The organism is Dyella sp. OK584, from assembly GCF_057787755.1.
Genome location: NZ_CM173542.1, coordinates 3,178,449 through 3,199,903, shown reverse-complemented (window position 1 = coordinate 3,199,903; position 21,455 = coordinate 3,178,449). Strand labels below are relative to the sequence as shown.

The following is a 21,455-nucleotide window of genomic DNA, read 5'->3' as shown; positions in this document are numbered from 1 at the left end:
TTCATCCATGCTCGGCATTCAACACTTCGGCGCCTTTCTCATTGCCTGCATCGCCCTGAATCTCACTCCGGGGCTGGATACGTTCTACATTCTCGCCCGCAGCAGCCGCGAAGGCCGCACGGTTGGCGTCGCCGCCGCGCTCGGGATCAATGCCGGGTGCCTGATCCATACCGTGGCCGCTGTCGTCGGGCTCTCGGCGTTACTGATGACTTCAGCACTCGCGTTCAACGTACTCAAATACCTGGGTGTCGCTTATCTGTGCTGGATCGGCCTGCGCATGCTCCTGAGTCGTCAGGCAACGCATACGCCGGCGACGACCCAAGGCCAGGGTCCGCGCGCGGCCTTCTTGCAGGGGCTACTCACCAATGTGCTGAACCCGAAGGTCGCGCTGTTTTACCTGGCATTCCTCCCGCCATTCGTGTCGTCGCACACGCCCCATCCGCAATTGGCGCTGCTCGTGCTGGGACTGAGCTTCATCGCCACGGGCCTGTGCTGGTCAATGGTGCTGGCCACACTTGGTGGACGAATCCAGACCTTGCTTTCGACAAAACCGCAGATGGGCACCTGGATGGATCGGATCTGCGGCGGCGTCCTGCTGGGATTCGGTGCCGTCCTGGCGTTGCGGCATCCGCACTGAGCGGCGCGATTCCCTCACTGCCGTTTCCCGGCTGGAGTTCATGGCGCCGGTGGCGAAGCAGGCAGCGCGCCTGCCTGTGTTGGTGCTCGTATCTGCAATCCTGGCCACGTGCGCAATGCAATCGAATACGGCGCCGCCTCCCGGCCCTCAGGGGCCGGAACGTACTTCCGCGGTCCCACGCCAGGTCCCGACAAACTGGATCAGCCTGCTCTGATTAAGTCCCAACTCAGCGACATACAGGCAGGCCTCGCGGTCAGCCGACCTGAATATCCAACTCCCGACGCGCCAGCGCATCGAGAAACTCTGCTGGGTCGAAGGCCTCACTTGGACTCAGTACTCCGGCCTTGTCGAAACCGCGGCCCATACGCTCGACAGCGGTCGCCATCATGATGGCAGTAAAGCCGTAGATATCCGTACCGCGCGCTGTGAGTCGCTTTCTACCGCTGCCATGCCGTACGTCGACAACGACAACGAACTCGGTCTGCTTGCGCAGGTGAGCCGCGGCCGTCGCTGCCTCCTCCGGGTCCTGGGAGCGAAATTCCTGCACGGTGGACACGGTCATTTGCACAGCCACTTGCTGCGTCGGTACGTGCCGGGGAATCGTTGCGACTGCGACATCGGGATAATTCTTGATGACGTCGAGCACGCCGTAGTGCGGACCGAAATCGAATGAATCGATGCTCGGTGGATCCACGTTCGTCGAAAACCGGCCCTCGCTAAAGATCAACCTTGGCGTGCCTTGCGCTTTGCGTGCGGTGGCTTGCGATCCGCGAGTCGGGATCCAGCCCCTGACTATGTAGCTCACGGTGACCTCAGCGATTGAATCGAGGCCGCGCGCCGCCTGGCTTGCCAACATATCGCCGAGGCCACCAAATGTCGCCAGGCCCGGCACGACAACTACATGGCCCATGCGGGCGGCATCAGACAATTCATCGAACAGGCGCTTGGCGGTCAGCTGCTCGACCGCATTGGTATCCAGGTAATGGACCCCGCGACCGATGGCGGCAGCTGCCAATGGATAGGCCGTATCACTCTGTGGACCGGCGCAATTGATCAGCACATCAATCCCCATCAACGTGGCGTCCAGTGTCAAGGGATCGTCCACATCGGCGACTGCAATCAGCGCCTTTCCGGCCAGACCAGTAGCAACCTGCTCAAGCGCCGTTTTGTCTCGTCCCACCAGCAATGGAACGTAGCCTCTGTGGACCAGCTCCGCGGCAAGCAACTGGCCGGTGTGCCCGCTAGCACCATAAATGGCAACGTTTATCTTGGGATTCATACGTCTACTCCAATCACTTCTTCATTTGCGCCGGGATGAACTCGGTGCGGACCGCATCGGCAATCAGGTTCGGTGGCAACATGCCTTGCGCCACCAGGAAGTCATTGAAAGCCTTGCGGTCGAATTTTTCGCCCAGGGTCAATTCCGTACTCTGGCGCAGCTGCACGATTCGGGAATAACCATAGAAGTACGCCGCCGCCTGCCCCGGAGACTGGAAGGTGTAGCGATCGATCTCCTGCTTCGCCAATGCCTCAGAGAAGCCGGCGTCGTGGACCAGGACGGCGTGGGCGCGCTCGGGTGTGATCAGGCCCAGATTCAACATCGGATCAAGGAACGCACGCGCGGCGCGCAGCAAGCGGAACTGCAGGGCGACGAACTGCCCGGCTGCTGGTTCGTAAGGCAGCATCTCCATCTCAGAGTAAAGCGCCCAACCCTCCGCATTGACGCTGTTGAAGGCAAACAAGCCGCGCGTCATAGACACCCCACGCTCGATCATTCCCGCGTACTGCAGCTCGTGACCGGGGCGCCCCTCGTGCGCGGTTAGCGTCCAGGCCGCGGCTTCATAGGTGAAGTCGTCGTAGGCTTCGCCTGCGTCGCCTCCATTGCCTGGATGGCCGGTTGCCAAAACGAAGGTGCCCCGTTCACCCTTATTGTCGATGAAAGCAGGCGGGTCCATATGCGGCGACGAGATCGCTGCATTCTCGGCATCCGAAGCGATGCGGATGAGCATGCTTCGCTGCGGCAACTCAACGATTCGTTGCTTCCGGATCGCGTCCTCGACATTAGCGATGACACGGTTGTAGGTCGGCAGCACCGAATCCTTGTCCAGTTGCTTCGCCTTCAGACCCTTGAGCACATCGAGGTAATCGGTGGCTGGGATACCTTCGGCCTTGGCGACGACCGGCGCCATCATCTGCATGGCCGCGCGGGTCTCAGCGAACTCGAGCATGGCCTGTTTGATCAGAGCGTGTGGATCCACATCCAGGCCGAACTGCTTCATGCGGTGGGCATACACAGGCTCCGGCAGCCGAAAGTCGCCGCGGGCGCGCGGCAGCACGGTCTCGCGCACCCATGCGTCGTAGGCCTTCATTTGTTCTTGTAGCTTGTCCAGCGGCTCTTTGGCGCCCGCCATCTGGTATTTCGCGAACAGTTTGCGCAGCCCGGTGATGTATTTTTCGGTCTTGCCCAGCTTCTGCTCGACTTCACCTTTGTACGGGGCCAACAGGGTATTGTCGTTGAGTCGCTCGGTCGTCCGCGCCTTGGCGAGTTCGGCGATCGGCTCGCAACCCGGCGTCATGCCGACATAGCACTTCAGGCGCTCGATCGCGGCTGGTCGACGCTTGGCATCGACCTCGTCCTTGAGCAGGACGAACTCGCCGTCGAACACCAATTGGCCGACGTCGGTATACGGCAGCAAGTACTTCGCATTCAGGTCGATATCCTCAACCTGCAAGTCAATCTGCTCGATCAGGATCGCAAGGTCCTGACGGACGTTGGGATCCCTCTCCGTTTTCATGCGCGTTTCCAGCGTGGCACGCGCGCCCGAAAGGGCTTCACGCGTCCTCTCACTGACCTGCGGCTTGAGGTCAGCCACCATGGTGTCGTACTTGGCCGCTCCGAAATCGGAGGCATCCTCAGGGCTGAAGCGTGCAGTGACGTCCAGCAGGATCTGCGCGTCAGCGTTGCTGCGGGTAATCCAGGCCGGAGTGCTGGGCCCATGCGCGGATTCGGCGTTAGCCAGTTGTGAGGCAAGCGTCAGCGAGATCGCTGCAGCGAGCGCAATACTTCTCAACACGATCGGAGTTCTCCATCAATGGAAGCGGGGCCGGTCAAAGCAGCGTCAGCCCGGCATACCGCGCACAATGTATTAGCACTGTTATATATGGGCAAGGCAATGCCGCCATGTGCCAAAGGTGTATGCAACCTTTAAAGACGGCGCGCCTCAGCGCGCCTTCACCAGACTGCGCTGCGCATCGCTCAGCCGCTCGGCAAACGAGCGTTTCTCAAGTGCGTTAATCGCATCCTGAAGCACTTGCGAGAGAGGAACAGTCAGGTCCTTCTCCAACGACTTCGCAGCTTTCGCTGTCGCCACCCAGAAGCGCTCCAACTCGGGCACTATTTTCTTGGCCGCAGCGCTTAGTTCGACGATCCGTTCACGCGCGTCCTCGTCACCGCTGCGAACCTTGACCAGGCCCTGCTTAGCCATTTGCGCCACCGTCTGGCTGGCTGCGGAATGAGACAGGCCGGCGTTCTCGGAAATCGCCCGAATGGTCGATGGCCCGAGATCCAGCAAGGTCCTCACTATCGGCGTATACCGCGGACGGTAGTCCAGGCCTGCTTCCACATAGGCCTCATCGACCGCGCTATCGAGTATTTCAATGAGGTGACGCAGCAGCGTTCCCAGCATCGGCTTTTTCGCTTTCATCGTCGCCCCCATGGATGGACACCCGTAACGGCGTCAGTGCTCTTCGAACAGTTTACGCAATTCATTGACGTCGCTGTTCCGACTCAGACCCAGTGCCAACAGGATTCGCGCCTTCTGGGGGCCGAAGTCCTCGCCGCCAATGAAGCCATTTTCCTCGAGATAGGCGCGGCGCGCGACTCGCCCACCGGCCGCGCGAGAGCACTGAACCACGGCGATGCCTGCGGCGATCGCCGCCTCCAGCGCTTTCCTTTCCGCCTTGGTGGGGATACCGGGTGCCAGCCCCGCCGAGACGAGGCCGCGCGCACCCTTGTTTATGGCCGCCTCGATAAAGGTCTCATCGGCACCGACATAGGAGTAAACGATATCGACCCGTGCGAGCTCGGCGGGGGGAGCAATGAACCGCCCGTGCGGCGCATGCCGTCGCTCGGAGCGGCGATAGTAATGAATGCCATCCGGGTCGATAACGCCGAGCGCACCATGATCGCCCGATCGAAACGTCTCCAGGCGCAGCGTGCTGGTCTTGACCACATCGCGCGCGGCAAAGATGCCATCGTTCAAGGCCACCAGGACCCCACGCCCGCGTGACGCGGCCGCACCTGCCACCCGGACGGCGCCATAGAGGTTCATCGGCGCATCGGAGCTCAATGCGCTGAAGGGGCGTTGCGCTCCGACCAGAACCACGGTCTGCTCTATATCGAGGGTGAGGTCCAGAAAGAACGCAGTTTCTTCGAGAGTGGCTGTGCCATGGGCAATCACGAAACCCGCGAGATCAGGCTGCTCGCGAGCGAAGCGCCGCAGGGTTTCCCCCAGGTCCAGCCAATCAGCGTATGTGAGGTCGGTACTCCCGACGGATCGGAACGGCACCGCCACAAGCTCGGCGATGCGCGCCGCCTCGGGTAGCCGTCCGAGCATCTCTTCGATGCTCATCTTGCTGCCGCGCTCGGGATAGTCCATCAGATCGGTCAGTGATGCACCGATCGAGGAAATGGTGCCGCCGCATCCGATGACGGCGACTTTCGGTCGCGATGTGTCCGGATTCATGCACCCATTCCCTCAATGAATCTGCTCTGCCCGTCCATACGGCGGCTGGACATCCTGCTTGATCCAGTCGCCCAGCAAACGGAAGTAACCGTCGGCGACGCGGGTGAAATGGCGCTTGCCATCGGCATCCTCGGTAAATTCGTAGATCCCATGATCCGTTTTCGGGAATACATACAGATCGATCGGCTTGCCAGAGTGGACCATGTCGACTAGGCGATCGCGCGTCACCTTGCCCGGCGCCTCGCGGTCTTCGCCGGCGAGTACCCACAGCTGCGGAATATCGAGGGAGCGAATGGCCTTGACTGCGTCGTAGCGCCAGATGATGTTCAGATTGTCCATCCGCGCCGCACCAGTCCGGCGCAGGTCGGCTTCATCCTCGTGCAGGATGCGTCCGGTGAACTCACCATGGATATCCTTGAACCACTGCTCTGATCCGTAGCGCTTCTTTGCCTGGGCCAGCAGGTCGTAGCCGCCGGTGAAATGCGAAGCTATGACCGCGCCGGTGGCATCGGTGACTTCGCGCGCATGGGCTAGTGTTTCATCGTCCGCATGCTTCTCTCGCAGCTCTTTGAACACCTGCTCTTGGTCTTCTTCCAGCGGCGTCAGCACCAACCCGAACCCGACTGCGACAAAATCCGCATGGGCCAGCTTGGCAGCGAGAGGCGCCACCCAACCACCCTGGCTGCCGCCGAAGTAGCCCGCACGGGAGTAACGACCCGCCGCCACCCTCCGGGCCTCGTTCAAGGCGGCAGCGGCGTCGTCGGCGAGAAGTTCGAAGTTCTGGGTGTAGTCGCCCTCGGAACTGCCAGTGCCGCGCTTGTCATAGACCAACACAGAAAGACCTTGCGCTGCGAGCACGTACGGATAGTAGAAGCCGATCGCCGGCCATCGTTCCGAGCCATGAACGAAGACTACCAACGGCGGCTTGCCGACTGGGTGCCTGGACTCCATCAACACACCCGACAACTTGGTGTCGTGGCTGGTGAAGTGCACGGGGGTCTCGCTGATCTCCACTCGATTCCACGTCGCGAACTTGCCGTCCGCCCCTTTCACGCTGGCCACGTTGTTCTCACAGCGCACCAGGCCGCCGTCGGCGTTGACTGCGTCCTTGCGCCCATCGAGGAAGGTGTAGCGCGGTCCGGTCGAGCCAATCGGGTTGGTAATGACGACGCGGTCATTGGCTGCGTTGCCATAGACGCCACTGGCGCAGGTCGCATCGGCCACGCTTGCGGCAGACGCGAGCGCTCCGGCGAAACATAGACTTGCCCACTTCTTCACTACGGTCTCCTGCTTAGATCTCAACATTGTCTGGCGCCGTGTAGACGTCATCCTCAACGTCACCGGTATTACGGGTTGCGGCGGGCTCGAAGATCAGCACCTCCGCCTCTGCATCGGCCGCAGTGCGATGCTCAACGCCGTGCGGCACCACCACCATCTCGCCGGCGCTCAACTCGACGATGAAGTCGCGGAATTCGACGCGGAAGACCCCGCGCCAGACCATGAACATTTCGTCTTCGTGTTCATGGGTGTGCCAAGGAAAAACGCCCTGGACCTTGACGAGTTTCACTTCCTGCCCGTTCATCGATGCGACCGTTTTCGGGCGCCAATGCTCGCTGAATAGGCTGAACTTCTCGTCAATTGCGACTTTCTCAATCTTCGGTTTCATGACAGTCGAATGCTCCGACCAGTTGTGGGGGGGGGGGAGGCGGCCACGCTCACATGACTCCGTGACCAAAATCTGTATAAGGCCTGTTATAAATGGACAGGTATCTGCCCGCCATATGCCATTGGTCGCGGTCGCGGACAGGTCACCCATCGATACCTGTCGCTGCGCAAACGATACGCACCTGAAGCAATATCTTCACCAGGCTCATCACTACGAAGGTTTCAGATCGTTTCACGTTGGCGTTTGCGAACTGACTCTGCGTCAGGCCCTCGCGTTGAGCCATGGCGGCCCTGTAACCCTGCAGGTCATGACATCTACGGCGTAACCGCATTGATCGTGGCCAGCTGGTGGATCGATTGGTCGCTTGTGCACTTTTTGGGAGTGGCGCATTTGCCGCGTCGCAGGTGCGGTCACCGCGTCAGGCGTTGCCCAGTTGCCGTTGAATGGTTTTACGTGCCCGGCCTGGCGTCCGATCGAAAGTCGCGATCCAAGAACACGGTGCCTCCGTGTGCGAGATCTTTCTCGCTGCTGGACATCCGATATTTTGCCATCGCTCTACTATTCGTGCACTCGCGGAAGTATTGAGTGTGCATCTTCCCAATAGTCAGCCAGCTCGACCGGCAGCATGGATGTCGCTTCATGCATCCACGATTGCACACTTCCCCTTGCCAGCAAGCGCGATGACCATGCAGCGATTCGGGGCCAGCTGTCCAGCGTTTCCACGTGGGCAAGAACGCGCACCAGCGTTGGAACGAAAGCCAGGTCGGCAAGACTTAGCGAGCCTACGAGATACGGCCCACCGCTCCGAGCAAGTGATGCTTCCCAGGTACTGAACAGACGGTTTGCGCCTGCCATTTCGTCCGCCGTCATGGCACGGCGTACTGGATAGAAAGCGCTCTCAAAAGAAAGTCGCGGGCAAATATTCGACAGCCCTTCATGTTGCCACGCCAGTAACGAGCGCGCTTCAGCCCTAAGCTTCACATTGCTCGGAAGCAAGTCTGCGTCGGTCAGGTCGTTGGCGTATTCCATAATGGCCAGCGAGTCGTAAATGACGTGTTGTCCGTCAACGAGTACCGGCACGGCGCCGGGTGGAGAAAAGGCGGCGATCTGCGCGAGCTCGGCATGCCTCTGCGGTAACCGAAGATCCACCGTGCGCTCTTCGAATGCAATGCCCGCTTCCGTAAGTGCCAGCCAGGCGCGGAAAGACCAGCTGGACGCATTGCGGGTGCCTGAATATAGGATCACGGTCTTACCTGCGGTGCCATGTTGGCAGACAAGGAAACTTCACCACTGCGGTGCGGGGTCAATGGTAGTCGCTTGCCCGGTCGCGTTTGTGCGCGTCATCGACAGCTCCGACGATAGCCCCATGAGGAGCCGGTAACGGCCCCTCACATTGGCCTGCCGTGAAACGGGATGCTTCAAATCGTCACTTAGTGCATGCTGGGTGCGCGCCCTGCCCCGCCGCCTGGTGCAGGTAACCGGTGACGATGGCCTTGAGACGCGGATAGTCCGACCGATCGGTCACCGCGCCGGCAATCGTCTGTCCGGAAATCGGCTCCTCCGCAACGATGGTTCCCCAGAATCCCGAATGCCCGATCGCAGCCACGCCATCAAAGTCGTAGGCAAAGACACCTAGCCGATAGGGACTGCCCGCGGGCAGCCCCGCGCTCGATTCCATCATCGCCAGTGTTTTGGCATGCCGGAAAATCTTGCCATCCAACAACGCATTGAAAAACGTTGTCAGGTCCTCAGTCGTGGCAACCAGGCCGCCGCCGCCGAACAAGTCCATGGTCGGACTCCAGGCATACGTATCAATACCCTCGTACCACTGATGCGCTCGCTCGCGTCCATTCGCAGGCTCATATTGCTCCCAGTAGGTATTGGGGAGGCCGAGCTTGTCCAGTTCCAGCTCAGTGCGAACGGCCTTAGGCAAAGACTCTCCGGTCACGCGTTCGATGATCGCCCCCAACAAGACATATCCCGTGTCGGAATAGGAGTACTTCTCGCCTGGTAGACCCACCGGGTGAGTCCAATCGATCAGGTGCTGAATGTCACCCGATCGTGACCAGGTTGTCTGGGGATTCGCCTTGATTGTCTCCATGAACTGCGGCGCCTGCGCGTGGTCGGCCAGTCCCGAGGTATGACTCAGCACCTGGCGAACGGTCATCTTGGTCGGCTCGTAGCCACCGCGAACCAAAAGATCCAGCCAATCTGAGGGCAACCATTGGCTGATGGGAGCCTGAAGGTCGATCCTGCCGTCCTCCCAGAGCCTGAGTACAGTCGCCGCGACATAGGTCTTGGTAATGCTGGCGATTCGAAAGCCTTCGTGACCGGTCAATGTCGTTCCGGGTGATGACTTCCCCTGAATGACCTTGGTGTCATGCACCCCATTGCGCGAGAGCGTGGAAAGCACGATCTGCCCGTGGATACCTGCGTTCGCCTCCGCTCCTCCGGCCGATTCCACCAGGCACTGGTCTCCAGCGAAGGCCGGCATGGCGAGGGCTAGCAAGGTGATTGCACTGAGCATTCTGATCATGTCTTCGTCTCGAGCGGCATGGTGGGAATCGAATCGCGAGATGTTATATAAGGACTGTTATATATGGATGAAAAAACGAATCCATGTGCCGGAAGTCGCAGACCACTGCCGGTGGAGAAAGGCTGTTGTTGTGTTGCGAGGCCTATTCGTGATCCGGCCATATCAGCGCCTGTGCAACCACCACATGTTCGCCGTTGAAGGTTGCTGCTGGCGATCCATGAAGCTGGTAACCCAGGGCGAGCGCTGCCGATACGCGATGACAAAAGGAGTCATCGTCCCTGCCAGTGAGCAAGCGGTAGCAGGGAAGCCCTGATGGCGGGGTCGACATGTCGTTTTTCCTCTTGGCTTGATTCATTTCAAATCCGCTCCACGTTGCCGGAATTCTTTGATCGGAAGACCACCCCAGCCCCAGTTCTCGGTGTCGACTTCTTCGATCACCACAAACGTCGCGTCGAGTGGCTTATTAAGGACGTCCCGAAGCAACTCGCTGGCCCCCTTGATAAGTGCCGCTTTTTCCTCGGCAGTAACGCTCACCCGGTCAGGCGACGAGCCCTCACGGGTGATCTGGATCGTAACAATCGGCATGCTTGTGTCCTCTTTCAGGCACGTGGGCGGAATGAATCCATACCCTCTTCCAACCTGGCTTTTTCTTTGGCGCCCTTGCGAGCGAATGTCTCGCTGGCCGCCCGAAGTCGATCAGCAAACTAACGCCGCATGAGTGCCACGATGTTTTCATGCAATATCGTTGAGAGCGAGACGGATAACTCGCAGCCCAGTCCGTCAGCCACCATGTTTTTCGGCGCCAAGTAGCGCTCGCTGATGGGCATCATGCGATGCACCAACGGTATGAGCTTGACGATTCGTCGGCGTTCATCGTCGCCACTACTTTGATTGACCGAATTCTGCTTCTTCGTCTGGGTAACGGCCTGGCCGGCAACCGAAGGCGTGATGCGCGCTGTGTGGCGATGGAACGGATCGACGACGAGCCGAGGTCCAGTAGCGCCTTGAGCACAGGCGTGAAGCGCGGACCGTAGTTGAGCCTCGGCGCTCATGGGCATCGCCAATATCGGCGTCCAGCGCGCCGATGAGATGACGAGCTAGTGCACCCAGCAAAGTTGGCGTCTTCATCGGAAAAATATAGATGGCTTATTACATCCCCGTCAACGAGGCATGATCCGTCACGGAGGACGCCATCGCTGCCGCACGAAATGCATGAATCATGAGAATGGAATCATGACTTTAAGCACATGCAAGTCATTTTCCGCAGATTTATAACAGCACTTATACATATTGCAAGAGGTGCTTGGCATGACTATGCAAGCTCCGATGAATTCCCCCGTCGGCAACGGATCGCACCGCACCTCTCCCACGTTTGCATGGCATGAAGGTCCATGCTCAGCCATTCCCTGACGGAGGGGATCGCTACAAACCACGAATCGCAGAGATGCGCACGTCCGTAGGACAATTTACCGAGCTCTTCCAACGATGAAATGGCTACTTAACCATTGCCTGGATGTCCCGCAATACGAACGCTCACTGGCGGCAGCCGATGCGCTCGGCGCGGAGACTGCAACGCGTGTGCGCGCGCTACTCTCACGCTGCCCAGGCTACGAACCAACGCCGATCCACGAACTCGACACCCTGGCAATCGACATGGGTGTGGCGGGAATTGTTGCGAAAGACGAGCGATTCCGCCTGCACATGGGAAGTTTCAAAGCGCTTGGCGGCGCCTATGCGGTTCTGGTTCTTGCCGCAAAACTTGCGTCGCAACAGCTTGGTCGTTGCGTTGATGTAGAGGAGCTTCTTGAGAAGAGAGTCGAAGCCGCGCCAAGACTGACCGTTACCACCGCCACCGCGGGCAATCACGGCCGGTCCGTTGCCGCCGGCGCCGCGTTGATCGGGGCGCGCAGCGTGATCTTCGTCTATGACGGTGTGCCTCATGACCAGGTTGCCGCGATCGCAAGGCACGGCGCCCAGATCGAATACGTGAATGGTGTCTATGAGGAGGCCGTCCGGGTATGCCGCGAACGCGCGGCAGTCGAAGGTTGGCACGTGGTCTCCGACACCTCGTGGGAGGGATACGAGGAAACGCCGATCAACGTGATGGCCGGCTATACCGCCATGGCATCAGAGCTTCTGGAGCAAACCGCCGAGGCACGCCCCACACATGTATTTCTTCAAGCTGGCGTGGGCGGAATGGCCGCCGCCATTGCCGGCCATCTTGCGCAGTGCCTTGGGCCGAACCGTCCCCGCATGATCGTCGTCGAGCCGGAGGCAGCCGCCTGCCTCCTTGAGAGTGCCCGCCACGGCAAGCTCATGACAGTACCTGCGACTGAGCGCACCGCCATGGGGCGGCTCGAGTGCTACAGCCCGTCGCCGGTGGCCTGGCGTGTACTTGAAGGCATTGCCGATGCATTTGTTGCCGTGCCTGACTCGGAGACGTTCGACGCACAGGACAAGCTGGCGCGCCTGGGCATCACCACCAGCCCGTCGGGTTGCGCGGGGCTTGCTGGGCTGGCGGCTGTCATGCGCTCGCCGGAGGCAAGGCAAGCGTTACGCCTCGATAGCCAGAGCAGAGCGTTAGTGCTCATTACCGAGGAGGCCACTTATGACGATCTGATTCGTATCAATGCCACCCCCACTCCCACGCCAGGATCCTCCCATGCTTGACATTCTCCCCCTCGGCGATCCGCGCTTGCGCCAGATAAGCGCTCTCGTTGGGCCCGCTGACCAGGACCTCACGACCCACATCGCCGATCTTTCATACGCTCTGACAACATTCCAGTCGTCGCACGGCTGGGGGCGAGCGGTCGCCCTTCCCCAGTTGGGAGTAGCGAAACGGATCATCGCGTTTGACTTCGGTGCTGGTCCGGTGTTTGCCATCAATCCGGTCATCGAATGGACTAGCCCCGAGATGTTCGAAGTGTGGGACGACTGCATGTGTCTGCCGGAAATTGCCGTACGCGTTCAGCGCCACCGCTCAGTGTCCATGACATATCTCGATTCGAACATGCAGCCCGCACGCCTGAGCCGCGTTCCCGAAGACATTTCCGAGCTCATTCAGCACGAGGTCGATCATCTCGATGGCATCCTGTTGACTGATCGCATGCTGCCGGCTTGGGGCGTGATCGCACGACATGCGCGAGAATATGCGCAGCCGACCATTGCCTCAGTGGACTACGACCTCACTGGCTGAGCCTGCCGGCTCGGGACGTCCACACATAGTCGCTTCCCTGCGGCCCGCACCTGGCACGGGTCGCCATCGCGCGCAGCCCATGTCGCCCGGCGTCGGCATTTCCCCTCCCGCACGATTCCGCGGCATGGTCAACAGGAGCGCTGATGCGCCCAGGCTCCTTGCCCAGATATGGGTGGTGTCGGCACCAAACCTGGCAACCAAGCAACTCACCGCGAATCCCGGAAAAGTCGCCCATCGCTGTGGCTTCAATGATGACAGTGGCCTAAGGCGTGCCTTTGCGATGCAACTCAACACCTCCCTCTCCCGGCGGCGTATTGGAGGAAGTCCGGGAAGTGAGCTCCGCATGAGAACGCTTGTGCCTTAGCTGGGTCGGCGATGCGATGCCTCAGACCCGTGGCCCCTCTATACGTCGCCGGCTCGCCGAGCTCACTAGATCGATTGGGCCGCCAAGTGCGAGTCGCTTCATTTTGACGACCTTCAGCACGGTGCATTCGTGAAGTCGTCGCGGCTCTTGAGCGCGACAGTCTCGATCAGTGTTCGGCCATGATCGCAAATACTTGATCGCAAAACCCTGCGAAACGTCGCACTTGTTCGAAGGACCGCCGAACGAATAGCCGTCCGCGCGTTTTTCGATACCTAAGAATGCGAATTGGTGAGGATTCACTAGCCTCGATCTTTCGTTCACGACTTACGGTAGGGACGTTCGCTTTATGCGTTCGCGATCTGGCCTCGCCAACCAACTGCCAGGCGATGGTGCGATGCACCGCGCGCGAACTGTCGGCTGCAGGGGCGATCGGTAGAAGATATAAGCGCGAACTCTTGCGCCCGCACTTCTTTTTTTAAAAGGCGCCGGCTTTCGCAAATCGTGCACTGCGGAATGACTGTCATGCCATCAGTCATGTGTCGATGGGCACGGGATCAAGCGCGTCACGCTATGTAAGCTGCCACGCGCTCGAGTCGTAACCGAGAAACGTATCAGCGTTTTGGCAGCGCACGCACAGAGTCTTCGTACTTGGTGACGAAGAGGCGCTGGCTCCGTTGATGACGCGACCCATCAGAACCGGAAGATGCCACGGCTAAAAGCCTCCTGTGCTTGTCCGGGAAAGTGTTGAATCCAAGCCAGGCGCCCTTTCATGTCGAACAACGCGTTCATTACCCATCTCGCCCGCCCCCTTGTTCTCGCGGCGCTTGTAGCCGGTTGCGGCCAAGGCATCGCTGCAACGAACGACGCGCCCTTGTCACCTCAAGAAGGAAGTCATTGGCAAAAACTTCCAACCGAGCCTTACAAGGGCAAGCAAGACGACATCTATTTCGTCAATCAGGACCTCGGTTTCTACGTCAACGGCAAGGGCAATATCTGGCGAAGCACCGATGGCGGTCGCAACTGGCAGAACGTTCTGAAGCAGCCTGGTACATATTTTCGTGCCATCGGCATGGTCGATGTCCGTCATGGTTTTGCTGGAAATATCGGCACCGGCTACTTTCCTGGCGTAACGGACAGCACGCCGCTGTACGAGACGACGGATGGCGGCGATCACTGGAGTGCCGTGTCCAACATTCCAGGGCCGGCCATGCAGGGCATCTGCGCCATCGACATACTTCGCCCCGATACGCATGATCAGACGCGCTCGATCATCCACGCCGCTGGACGCGTTGGTGGGCCCGCTCGCTTGCTGAGTTCCGTGGACAGTGGCAAGACCTGGTCCAATATCGACATGACGCCATGGATCGCCATGATCGTGGACGTCAAATTCTTCGATGCCAGGCACGGCGTGATATTCGGCGGCTCGGATCCGGATCTGGCCAAGTCGCACGCCGTGATCATCACCACGGACGATGGCGGCGCTCATTGGCGACACGCCTATGAATCCAGAAGGCCAAGCGAGCTCATCTGGAAAGGTTACTTCCCGTCGCGGCGCGTAGGCTATGCCACGATCCAGAACTACGACACGGATACAAGCGTAACCCAACGCTGGCTCGCCAAAAGCACGGACGGTGGCAAGACGTGGAGAGAGCTACCACTGGTGGACGACAAGCAGGTCACTGAGTATGGCGTAGGCTTCGCCAGCCCTGACCTGGGCTGGGTCGGCACCAACAAGGGCGGATTTGAAACGACGGATGGTGGCGCACACTGGGCGCACGTGGATATGGGGCGCGTGATCAACAAGTTCCGCATCCTGCCCGATGGCAAGCACTTTACGGCGTTCGCGATCGGTTCGGATGTCTATAAGTACACCAGCGAACAACTGCCGGCGACCACAGAAGCTGCAACACCTGTTCAAGTCGACAAGCCGTAACTGCGGACTCTGTCGTCGCTCACTCAAGGTATCGCACGGTCGCGCCGCGTTGTTGATCCACTCAAGGCCTGTTTGGAACTGCTCCCATGTCTACCCTTATCCGCCTACTATTCGCTTCCGCCGGTTTGTTGCTGGCAACAAGTACCAACAGCGCCGCTGCCAGCATCCCTACAGAAACATTGCTGGGCGAAATGCGTCAGGCCTACGGTGGCGATCACTGGAACCACGTCGGTGCACTTCATTACGAAGGCATTGAGACCAGCGATGGCCTGAGTGGTGCATGGAACTCGATGGTGGATCTGCATAGCGGCCATTTCCTCAGTCGCTGGGACAACGAGGTGTTCGCTGTTGCCAACGGCTTCGATACACAGGGCCGGTGGCATCAGGGTATTTCCGGCATGATCGTCCCCAATGATTCGGCTGAGGCAAAGGCCATCGCGACCAGCGAGAGCTGGCTGCAGCGTTTTGCATTTCTCATGCCGCAGCCCCATGCGACATGGCGGCCGATCGCTGATGCCGAAGAAAACGGACATCGCTACATTCGCCTGGAGGCGACGCCGGACGGCGGCCGCACGCTGACACTTTGGATCGATCCGTCCACATTCCGGCTCGACCACGCGGAGTGGAAAGGTTCGTTCTTGCGGTGGACCCAGCGCTATGGCGACTATCGCTCCGTGGATGGATTGCAACTGCCGTTTCGTGTCAGCACGTCCTCAGCGTTGGCGAGCGGAGGTTCGCATGACACCACGATCGGCATCACCGAAAGCATTCATGTACTTCCCGAGGTAGCTGCCGATCGCCTCGAACGCCCTTCCACTGTCGTACGCGATGTCACGATGGCCCATGGCGCTTTGGAAACGGTGGTGCCGATGCACTTGGAAGGCGGCATCTTGTTGGTCGAGGCCAGCATCGACGGAAAGGGGCCCATGCCTTTCATCCTCGACACGGGTGGCCAAGCCGTACTGACGACGGCAGCCGCGAAGCGGCTTGGCGTTCAAGCCAAAGGCAGCGGCGTGAGCGCTGGCTCAGGCCCCGGCTCGATGACCACGGCGTACACCAAGGTCAGTCACCTCACACTCGGTGATGCCGACATCCGTGATCAAGCCTTCGTCGTCATGCCGTTCCCTTACAGCTTCTATGAACGCGGCACCGGACGCGAACCGATTGCGGGGATTCTTGGTCTCGAGATCTTTCAGCGCTTCGCCGTGACGTTCGATTACGACCATGGGCAATTGATTCTGCAACCGTTCGATCACGGAGACGCGCCTGCCGCAAAGAAAGGCGATGTCTTGCCGATTCATTTCACCACCGACATGCCACTGGTTCAAGCGACACTGGACGGCAAGTCAGGCATTTTCGGCGTGGATACAGGCAATTCCGGCTATACGTTGGTTTTTCCGCAATGGGCTGAGCACCAAGGTCTGCGTTCTCACTATGAGAAAGGCCTTCCTTACCTCACCGGCGGCGTCGGTGGGCTATATACCGCTCACCTTGCGCACGCCCGTTCGCTGCAACTTGGGGGCGATACGTTGAACAATGTGCTTGCTCTTCTCACGCGCGCCGACGCTGGAGCCACTGGCAACCCAAGTGAAGCCGGCAATATGGGTCAAGACGTGCTGGCTCGCTTCAACGTGCATTTCGACTATCGCCGCCAGGAAATGGTGCTCATGCCCCGCGAGAAGGCGCCGGCGAAGCATTACGCGATGGCGGCCTTCCGCGCGGAGAAAAATGAGGATCGACCCGATCGCTATCAGGTCACTTCGGTGATACCTGGCAGTCCAGCCGAACAAGCCGGGCTGAAAAAAGGCGACGAGATTGTGGCGGTCAATGGCAAGCAGGCATCTGTGCTGGGCGTCGGCGATCTGTGGGACACCATCTCACTTAGGCCCGAAGGCACTCAGCTGACATTGACCCTGGCCGACGGCCGCACGCTGACGATGGAACTTCGCGACATGGCGCCTCGCTAGTCGGGCTGGGGCGTCACCCTTTCCACGATTCATTCGGAAGATTAAGCAGTCTCTTCGTGCCCCATATCGAAACCAACATCCGCTGTGGGTCGAAAGCGGCCGTGCCGTGGAAGTTGCGAGGCACGTCGCTTACTCCTGAACCTCGCATCCCCAGCCGTCGTTCTGGCCTCCGAATGGCGCCGCCTCGCTTTCCAACAATGTCTCATAGCCAGAGATATTGTCGTGAGTGGGAACCATGAATGGATGGGCCTGTACTTGCCAGGGCAGCTCATCGTGCGCTTCGTAAGGGGAAAAGGTGACCTTCTGGCCATTCCGAAGCAGTAGCACAGCAAATTCAAGAGCTGCGCGCTCTGATGGAAAAATCACCGAGAAGTCGATTTCGCGCGGTATGGAAAGGTCGTCGCCCTGCTCTGCCATCTGTCGAAGCACTTCACCGTTCTCATCGTTCGGAAAAGCCGTCTGATTACTAGCCATAGTAGCCCTGAGCCTTGTGGGAAATGATGTATTGAGGCAAGCCTATCGGGTTACGGGGCCATAGGTCGACCAGCGCTTTGTTGAGCGACACGGCCAATCTGTGGGTGCTAGTGGTTATTGTGGCTTTCGTCCGCGGACGGAAATCATGGGTGGCTGGGAGAGGTCCAGCGCACCCGTTCGCACGTTCTCAAGATGTCGTTCAATGTCGTCATCGGTTGCTATGCGATTGCTCAGCAGATCGTTTCGAATCATCTTTATGGTGGCAATTTCTAACGGCGCGCATTCCGGCAAGGTGATCGGAAAATAAGCTTCGGCCGCGATGTTCGCCATGCCGGCTCCGCGGAATATTCGCGGCAGTTTTCGACCGAAGGAAAGATCTGCGCCGCGATTTGACAATAAAGTCCTGAATCCCTGCCTGATCCTGTTGGCCAGCTCCTGTTCGGGGCCGTACGCATCTATACAGCTCAAAGGCTGGAGTGCCGGATCGGCGTCCTCGATTACCAGCCACCCACCGGGCTTCAGCGCGGAGATCATGTTCTTAAGTGCGCGTTCCCGCTCGGGAATGTGGACCAAGACAAGCCGAGCATGGATTAAATCAAATTGCTCATCAGGTGGAGGGTTGCTCGCTACGTCATGGTTGCGCACCTCGACGTTTGTTGACGCTGCCTCCTTCGCCCACGAGTCGTCGATGTCAGTCGCCAGTACGTGCCCGGAGTGTCCGACACGCTCCGCGATCTTACGGACCAGCCCGGGTCCACCGGCCCCCACTTCCCAGCAACGCCATCCAGCAGCCATGCCGCAAGCGTCGAACTGTCGAAGCGTTACCGGGTCAAACAGCGCTGACAACGCAATGAAGCGCTGCGCCGCTTCCACCTTCCGGTTCTCCAGAAGGTAATTGGAGTCGTTCATCAATTTCTCCACGCTCGTGTGCCGTGTTTCGTGGCGCCCAACACTTGAATCAAGTGGCGACGAAGCCGTCCGCTTGAATGAGTGGCCAGGCTATCTTTCGTTGAGTATCGCAAACACAAAGTAGCAGGCGATTGACGCGACCAGCAACTCACGAGCGCCACTTTCTCACGAACGATAGGCTTGGTTGGCGGCGGTGAGTTTGGCCAACTTAAACCGGGCCTTGACGACAGCCGCCTGGAAATTCCGAAGAATCTAGAACCTGGAATGGCACCGCTGCGATCCCATCAAGCGTGCCGAAATATCTTGTCTCGGCCTCGCATCGGTAGACCACCGCATTAAGGTCAAAACTCCAGACGATAGGCGATTTTTATCAATGCCTGCTCCGTGTTCCGCAAATCGAAGCTACGACGGAAATTGGAAAACGCGCCTTCATCTCCGGCTTCGGACTCATAGCCGCCGCGGTTGTATACGATGTACAGATCCGACAGCGGCGCGATTTCGTAGCGATATCGAATCTGGAAACCCAGATTCACCACGCCCAGGTCGTCTATCGGCGCATTGGTTGGTACGGCCCGTCCATCACGGGAAATTTCATAAGCCTGCCGCAAATGCGCACCAACACCCAGCGCCTGCAGCTTGATTCGTAGTTCCTGTCGCGTACCAATATTCCAGTTGACTCCCGTATTGATGCCATAGGTCTTTCCGTCGAATGCACCGACCAGATTGTCGTGCTGCCAGATCATCCAGTAGGGGTCGGACTCGATGCTGGCACCGGTGAAGACGCTGAAGGCATCACTAATGAAATAGGTAGGCACGAACTTGAGCATGTAGCCCAGGCGATGCGATCCGGTCAGCTCATTGCCTTTCACTTCCCCGTCCAGTACCCACGACCAGTTGCCGACACGCGGCCGCGTGCGTTCATAGGTCAGGGTCAGATTGGGGGGAAGGTGAAGAGGGTTGCCGCCTCGGGTGAGAAGATCGTCATGGCCGGCGGCATCCACCCGTAACTGCCATATCTCCTCACCGCCATCGCGACGCAGACTGTCCCGGGTCAAGCGCAGTTGGCGCTCCAGCGCAAGCCCATGGGTGTTGTTGACGGCGGCGATGCGATAGCGCCAATAGTGCGAACTGTATGCGGAATCCGGCGACAGCCCGGTGAGACGCTCACCCACCTCGTAATGCCCGTAGTTGAAGCCATTGCGGTCCAGGTAGCCGAAGTCATTGACGTCGAGGCTATCGGTGAAATGCATGCCCAACCATTGCTGGCTCCATACCGGCGACATCTCATAATTGATGACCGTCGTGGCGCCGGTGCCGGTGCTGTTGTGTCCTGGTTGGTCGATATGACTGGCGATGATGTTGCTCGTCATATCGAAACTCGCGTTGGGCTTCCAGCGATGGTCGATGCCAAGCACGTTAGCGTCCCGATCCAGCCACGGATGGTCGACATGCGTCGCCAGCATGCCAAGACTTTGGGTTCCAAGGTCCTGACTGATGCGCAGGGCGCCAAAGGTGCGGCTCATGTCACCCTTCTCCTGCGCAGCGAGCACGCCATAACTGGTGCCACCGATGCTGCCGTTGAGCTTTACCGCGCCGGCGATATCCGCAGGACCTGAACCGTCGTCAGTCGTGCCGCCGACGCGGCGCGTATAGACCAGCTGCGTGTAGTCGTCGAGCAGACTGAAGTCAAAAATGCCCTGGTTCTCGGTGAAGAACGGACGCTTGTCCGTCAGAAACGTTTCTTCCGGCGTGAAATTGATGACCAGGTCATCGCTTTCAACCTGGCCAAAATCAGGATTGATGGTAGCCGTGAGCTGGGTCTGCCCGTTGGGTTTCCACACCAGGTCGGCACCCTCTTGAAATGACGTGTGGCCACGCACGCGATCGGTAGTGGCGACCATATAAGGCGTCACAGCAAACATCGACTGCGTATAGGCCGGTATCTCGACATGCTTGAAGTCGGACAGGAAGCGCGGCTTATTGAAGCTTGCAACCGGCCATGCCATGCGTTCGCCAGTGCTCGCGACCACGCGATCCAGATAGAGCCCGATAGTGCGCGTACCGTTGCTGCCAGCGCGCATCTGCGCCACGTACCACGGGATCAACACTTCAACCGACCAGCCCTGCTCGTCCTCGGTCAGCGCATGGCTCCATACGCCATCCCAGTCGAAGCTAAACATCGATTCGTTGGTGATGACCTTGTCCGCGATGCCGCCCGTCGAGGTCACTTCGAAATCGTAGCCAGTGCGTCCATCACCGTTGAAATCGACCATGACATTGATGCGATCGACCATGGCGTCCTCATCTCGACGCGTCTTCTGATGTGTTCGAGGAACACCTGGTGGCTGGGTGGCGCGGATCGCAATAGCCAGTCCCTTGGGCGTGGAAAGAATCCAGGCTTCGGTAGGCATGCTTCCCGGTTGGCCCGAGAGGGGCTGCACGTCGCGAAAGTCGGTCACGTGCATAGCCCCGGCCCATTCGGCTGGATCGATGTGACCATCGATCTCGACGGCGCGTGCTGCGAAGGACAACACCAACAAAACAATCAACAAGACAGTACGGTAAGGCATGAGAACTTCTACGTAATGGACGGGGATCGGATGCGCCCAATCACGGGAGGGTTGGCATGACTGATGACCCAGGCGCGGGCATCCGCCGGCTTAGACTGAAAGTGGTGATGCATCAGGGCCAGACTGCGGAGGGCCCCGCATCAGGCGGCTGTGACGTCATTTGAAGACGTTGCTGCAGTGATGCCTCGGCTCATGCACTTCGCCGATGCAGAGCAATCGCAATGCCATGCCCAGTGGCTTTAGTAAGTCGCTTATTTGGTGAATGCGAGTGCAAGTGTTGTGGAGACGGATGCAGTGTCCGCGTCCATCCGCGAAATGTCCGCGGACACTACTTGTGTGAGCCACTCACAGGCTAGACAAGAAATCATCGCTGGCATGGGCCGTGCATACAGATCGGCAGCAACTCTATCGCTGATGCAAGAGCCTGCGCGCCGCTTCGCATGCAGCCACCCCGCATC

19 protein-coding genes are annotated in these 21,455 nt (G+C 59.2%); 5 read left to right on the top strand and 14 right to left on the bottom strand.

Translation table 11 applies throughout. The features are described from left to right. Nucleotides 1–7: 7 nt before the first annotated feature. Complete coding sequence (locus tag AC3CBN_RS14395; protein WP_488633700.1) at nucleotides 8–637, top strand: LysE family translocator; 630 nt, start codon at nucleotides 8–10, stop codon at nucleotides 635–637. 253 nt (nucleotides 638–890) lie between these two features. Here the strand turns inward: AC3CBN_RS14395 and AC3CBN_RS14390 are convergent, their stop codons facing one another. The 11 genes from AC3CBN_RS14390 to AC3CBN_RS14340 form a co-directional block, all read right to left on the bottom strand. Then, nucleotides 891–1,916, bottom strand: coding sequence for a saccharopine dehydrogenase NADP-binding domain-containing protein (locus AC3CBN_RS14390; protein ID WP_488633699.1), 1,026 nt, complete (start codon nucleotides 1,914–1,916; stop codon nucleotides 891–893). Between the two features lie 13 nt (nucleotides 1,917–1,929). Further along, on the bottom strand, nucleotides 1,930–3,513 hold the full coding sequence (locus AC3CBN_RS14385; RefSeq protein WP_488633698.1) for a DUF885 domain-containing protein: 1,584 nt from the start codon (nucleotides 3,511–3,513) through the stop codon (nucleotides 1,930–1,932). A gap of 345 nt (nucleotides 3,514–3,858) precedes the next feature. Continuing rightward, on the bottom strand, nucleotides 3,859–4,353 hold the full coding sequence (locus AC3CBN_RS14380; protein WP_488633697.1) for a MarR family winged helix-turn-helix transcriptional regulator: 495 nt from the start codon (nucleotides 4,351–4,353) through the stop codon (nucleotides 3,859–3,861). Nucleotides 4,354–4,374: 21 nt separating this feature from the next. Beyond that, nucleotides 4,375–5,382, bottom strand: coding sequence for an asparaginase (locus tag AC3CBN_RS14375; protein WP_488633696.1), 1,008 nt, complete (start codon nucleotides 5,380–5,382; stop codon nucleotides 4,375–4,377). Nucleotides 5,383–5,394: 12 nt separating this feature from the next. Beyond that, on the bottom strand, nucleotides 5,395–6,660 hold the full coding sequence (locus tag AC3CBN_RS14370; protein ID WP_488633695.1) for an alpha/beta hydrolase family protein: 1,266 nt from the start codon (nucleotides 6,658–6,660) through the stop codon (nucleotides 5,395–5,397). A gap of 13 nt (nucleotides 6,661–6,673) precedes the next feature. Further along, a complete protein-coding gene (locus AC3CBN_RS14365) occupies nucleotides 6,674–7,048 on the bottom strand; it encodes a cupin domain-containing protein (RefSeq protein ID WP_488633694.1) in 375 nt (124 codons plus the stop codon). 558 nt (nucleotides 7,049–7,606) lie between these two features. Beyond that, complete coding sequence (locus AC3CBN_RS14360; protein ID WP_488633693.1) at nucleotides 7,607–8,293, bottom strand: glutathione S-transferase family protein; 687 nt, start codon at nucleotides 8,291–8,293, stop codon at nucleotides 7,607–7,609. Nucleotides 8,294–8,474: 181 nt separating this feature from the next. Next, nucleotides 8,475–9,584, bottom strand: a complete 1,110-nt coding sequence (locus AC3CBN_RS14355) for a serine hydrolase domain-containing protein (protein WP_488633692.1) — start codon at nucleotides 9,582–9,584, stop codon at nucleotides 8,475–8,477. 142 nt (nucleotides 9,585–9,726) lie between these two features. Continuing rightward, nucleotides 9,727–9,912 (bottom strand): DUF1737 domain-containing protein, encoded by a 186-nt coding sequence (locus AC3CBN_RS14350; protein ID WP_488633691.1) that lies wholly within the window; start codon nucleotides 9,910–9,912, stop codon nucleotides 9,727–9,729. 23 nt (nucleotides 9,913–9,935) lie between these two features. Then, nucleotides 9,936–10,169, bottom strand: coding sequence for a tautomerase family protein (locus AC3CBN_RS14345; protein WP_488633690.1), 234 nt, complete (start codon nucleotides 10,167–10,169; stop codon nucleotides 9,936–9,938). 119 nt (nucleotides 10,170–10,288) lie between these two features. Continuing rightward, nucleotides 10,289–10,636: a hypothetical protein gene (locus AC3CBN_RS14340; protein WP_488633689.1), complete on the bottom strand. Its 348-nt coding sequence runs from the start codon at nucleotides 10,634–10,636 to the stop codon at nucleotides 10,289–10,291. A gap of 433 nt (nucleotides 10,637–11,069) precedes the next feature. Between AC3CBN_RS14340 and AC3CBN_RS14335 the strand changes: the two genes are divergently transcribed. The 4 genes from AC3CBN_RS14335 to AC3CBN_RS14320 all read left to right on the top strand — a co-directional run bounded on the left by AC3CBN_RS14335 (nucleotide 11,070) and on the right by AC3CBN_RS14320 (nucleotide 17,044). Continuing rightward, complete coding sequence (locus tag AC3CBN_RS14335; protein WP_488633688.1) at nucleotides 11,070–12,254, top strand: diaminopropionate ammonia-lyase; 1,185 nt, start codon at nucleotides 11,070–11,072, stop codon at nucleotides 12,252–12,254. Further along, the gene (locus AC3CBN_RS14330; protein WP_488633687.1) at nucleotides 12,247–12,780 is read left to right on the top strand and encodes a peptide deformylase; all 534 of its coding nucleotides are present in this window, start codon (nucleotides 12,247–12,249) and stop codon (nucleotides 12,778–12,780) included. The genes AC3CBN_RS14335 and AC3CBN_RS14330 overlap by 8 nt, the downstream gene beginning before the upstream one ends. A gap of 1,133 nt (nucleotides 12,781–13,913) precedes the next feature. Continuing rightward, nucleotides 13,914–15,077, top strand: a complete 1,164-nt coding sequence (locus AC3CBN_RS14325; RefSeq protein WP_488633686.1) for a WD40/YVTN/BNR-like repeat-containing protein — start codon at nucleotides 13,914–13,916, stop codon at nucleotides 15,075–15,077. A gap of 86 nt (nucleotides 15,078–15,163) precedes the next feature. Next, entirely contained in the window at nucleotides 15,164–17,044 is a 1,881-nt protein-coding gene (locus tag AC3CBN_RS14320) for an aspartyl protease family protein (protein ID WP_488633685.1), read from the top strand. A 129-nt stretch (nucleotides 17,045–17,173) separates the two neighbouring features. Here the strand turns inward: AC3CBN_RS14320 and AC3CBN_RS14315 are convergent, their stop codons facing one another. The 3 genes from AC3CBN_RS14315 to AC3CBN_RS14305 all read right to left on the bottom strand — a co-directional run bounded on the left by AC3CBN_RS14315 (nucleotide 17,174) and on the right by AC3CBN_RS14305 (nucleotide 20,997). Next, nucleotides 17,174–17,518: a ribonuclease E inhibitor RraB gene (locus AC3CBN_RS14315; protein WP_488633684.1), complete on the bottom strand. Its 345-nt coding sequence runs from the start codon at nucleotides 17,516–17,518 to the stop codon at nucleotides 17,174–17,176. Between the two features lie 114 nt (nucleotides 17,519–17,632). Continuing rightward, entirely contained in the window at nucleotides 17,633–18,427 is a 795-nt protein-coding gene (locus AC3CBN_RS14310) for a class I SAM-dependent methyltransferase (RefSeq protein ID WP_488633683.1), read from the bottom strand. Between the two features lie 341 nt (nucleotides 18,428–18,768). Next, entirely contained in the window at nucleotides 18,769–20,997 is a 2,229-nt protein-coding gene (locus AC3CBN_RS14305) for a DUF5916 domain-containing protein (RefSeq protein ID WP_488633682.1), read from the bottom strand. Nucleotides 20,998–21,455 lie beyond the last annotated feature (458 nt).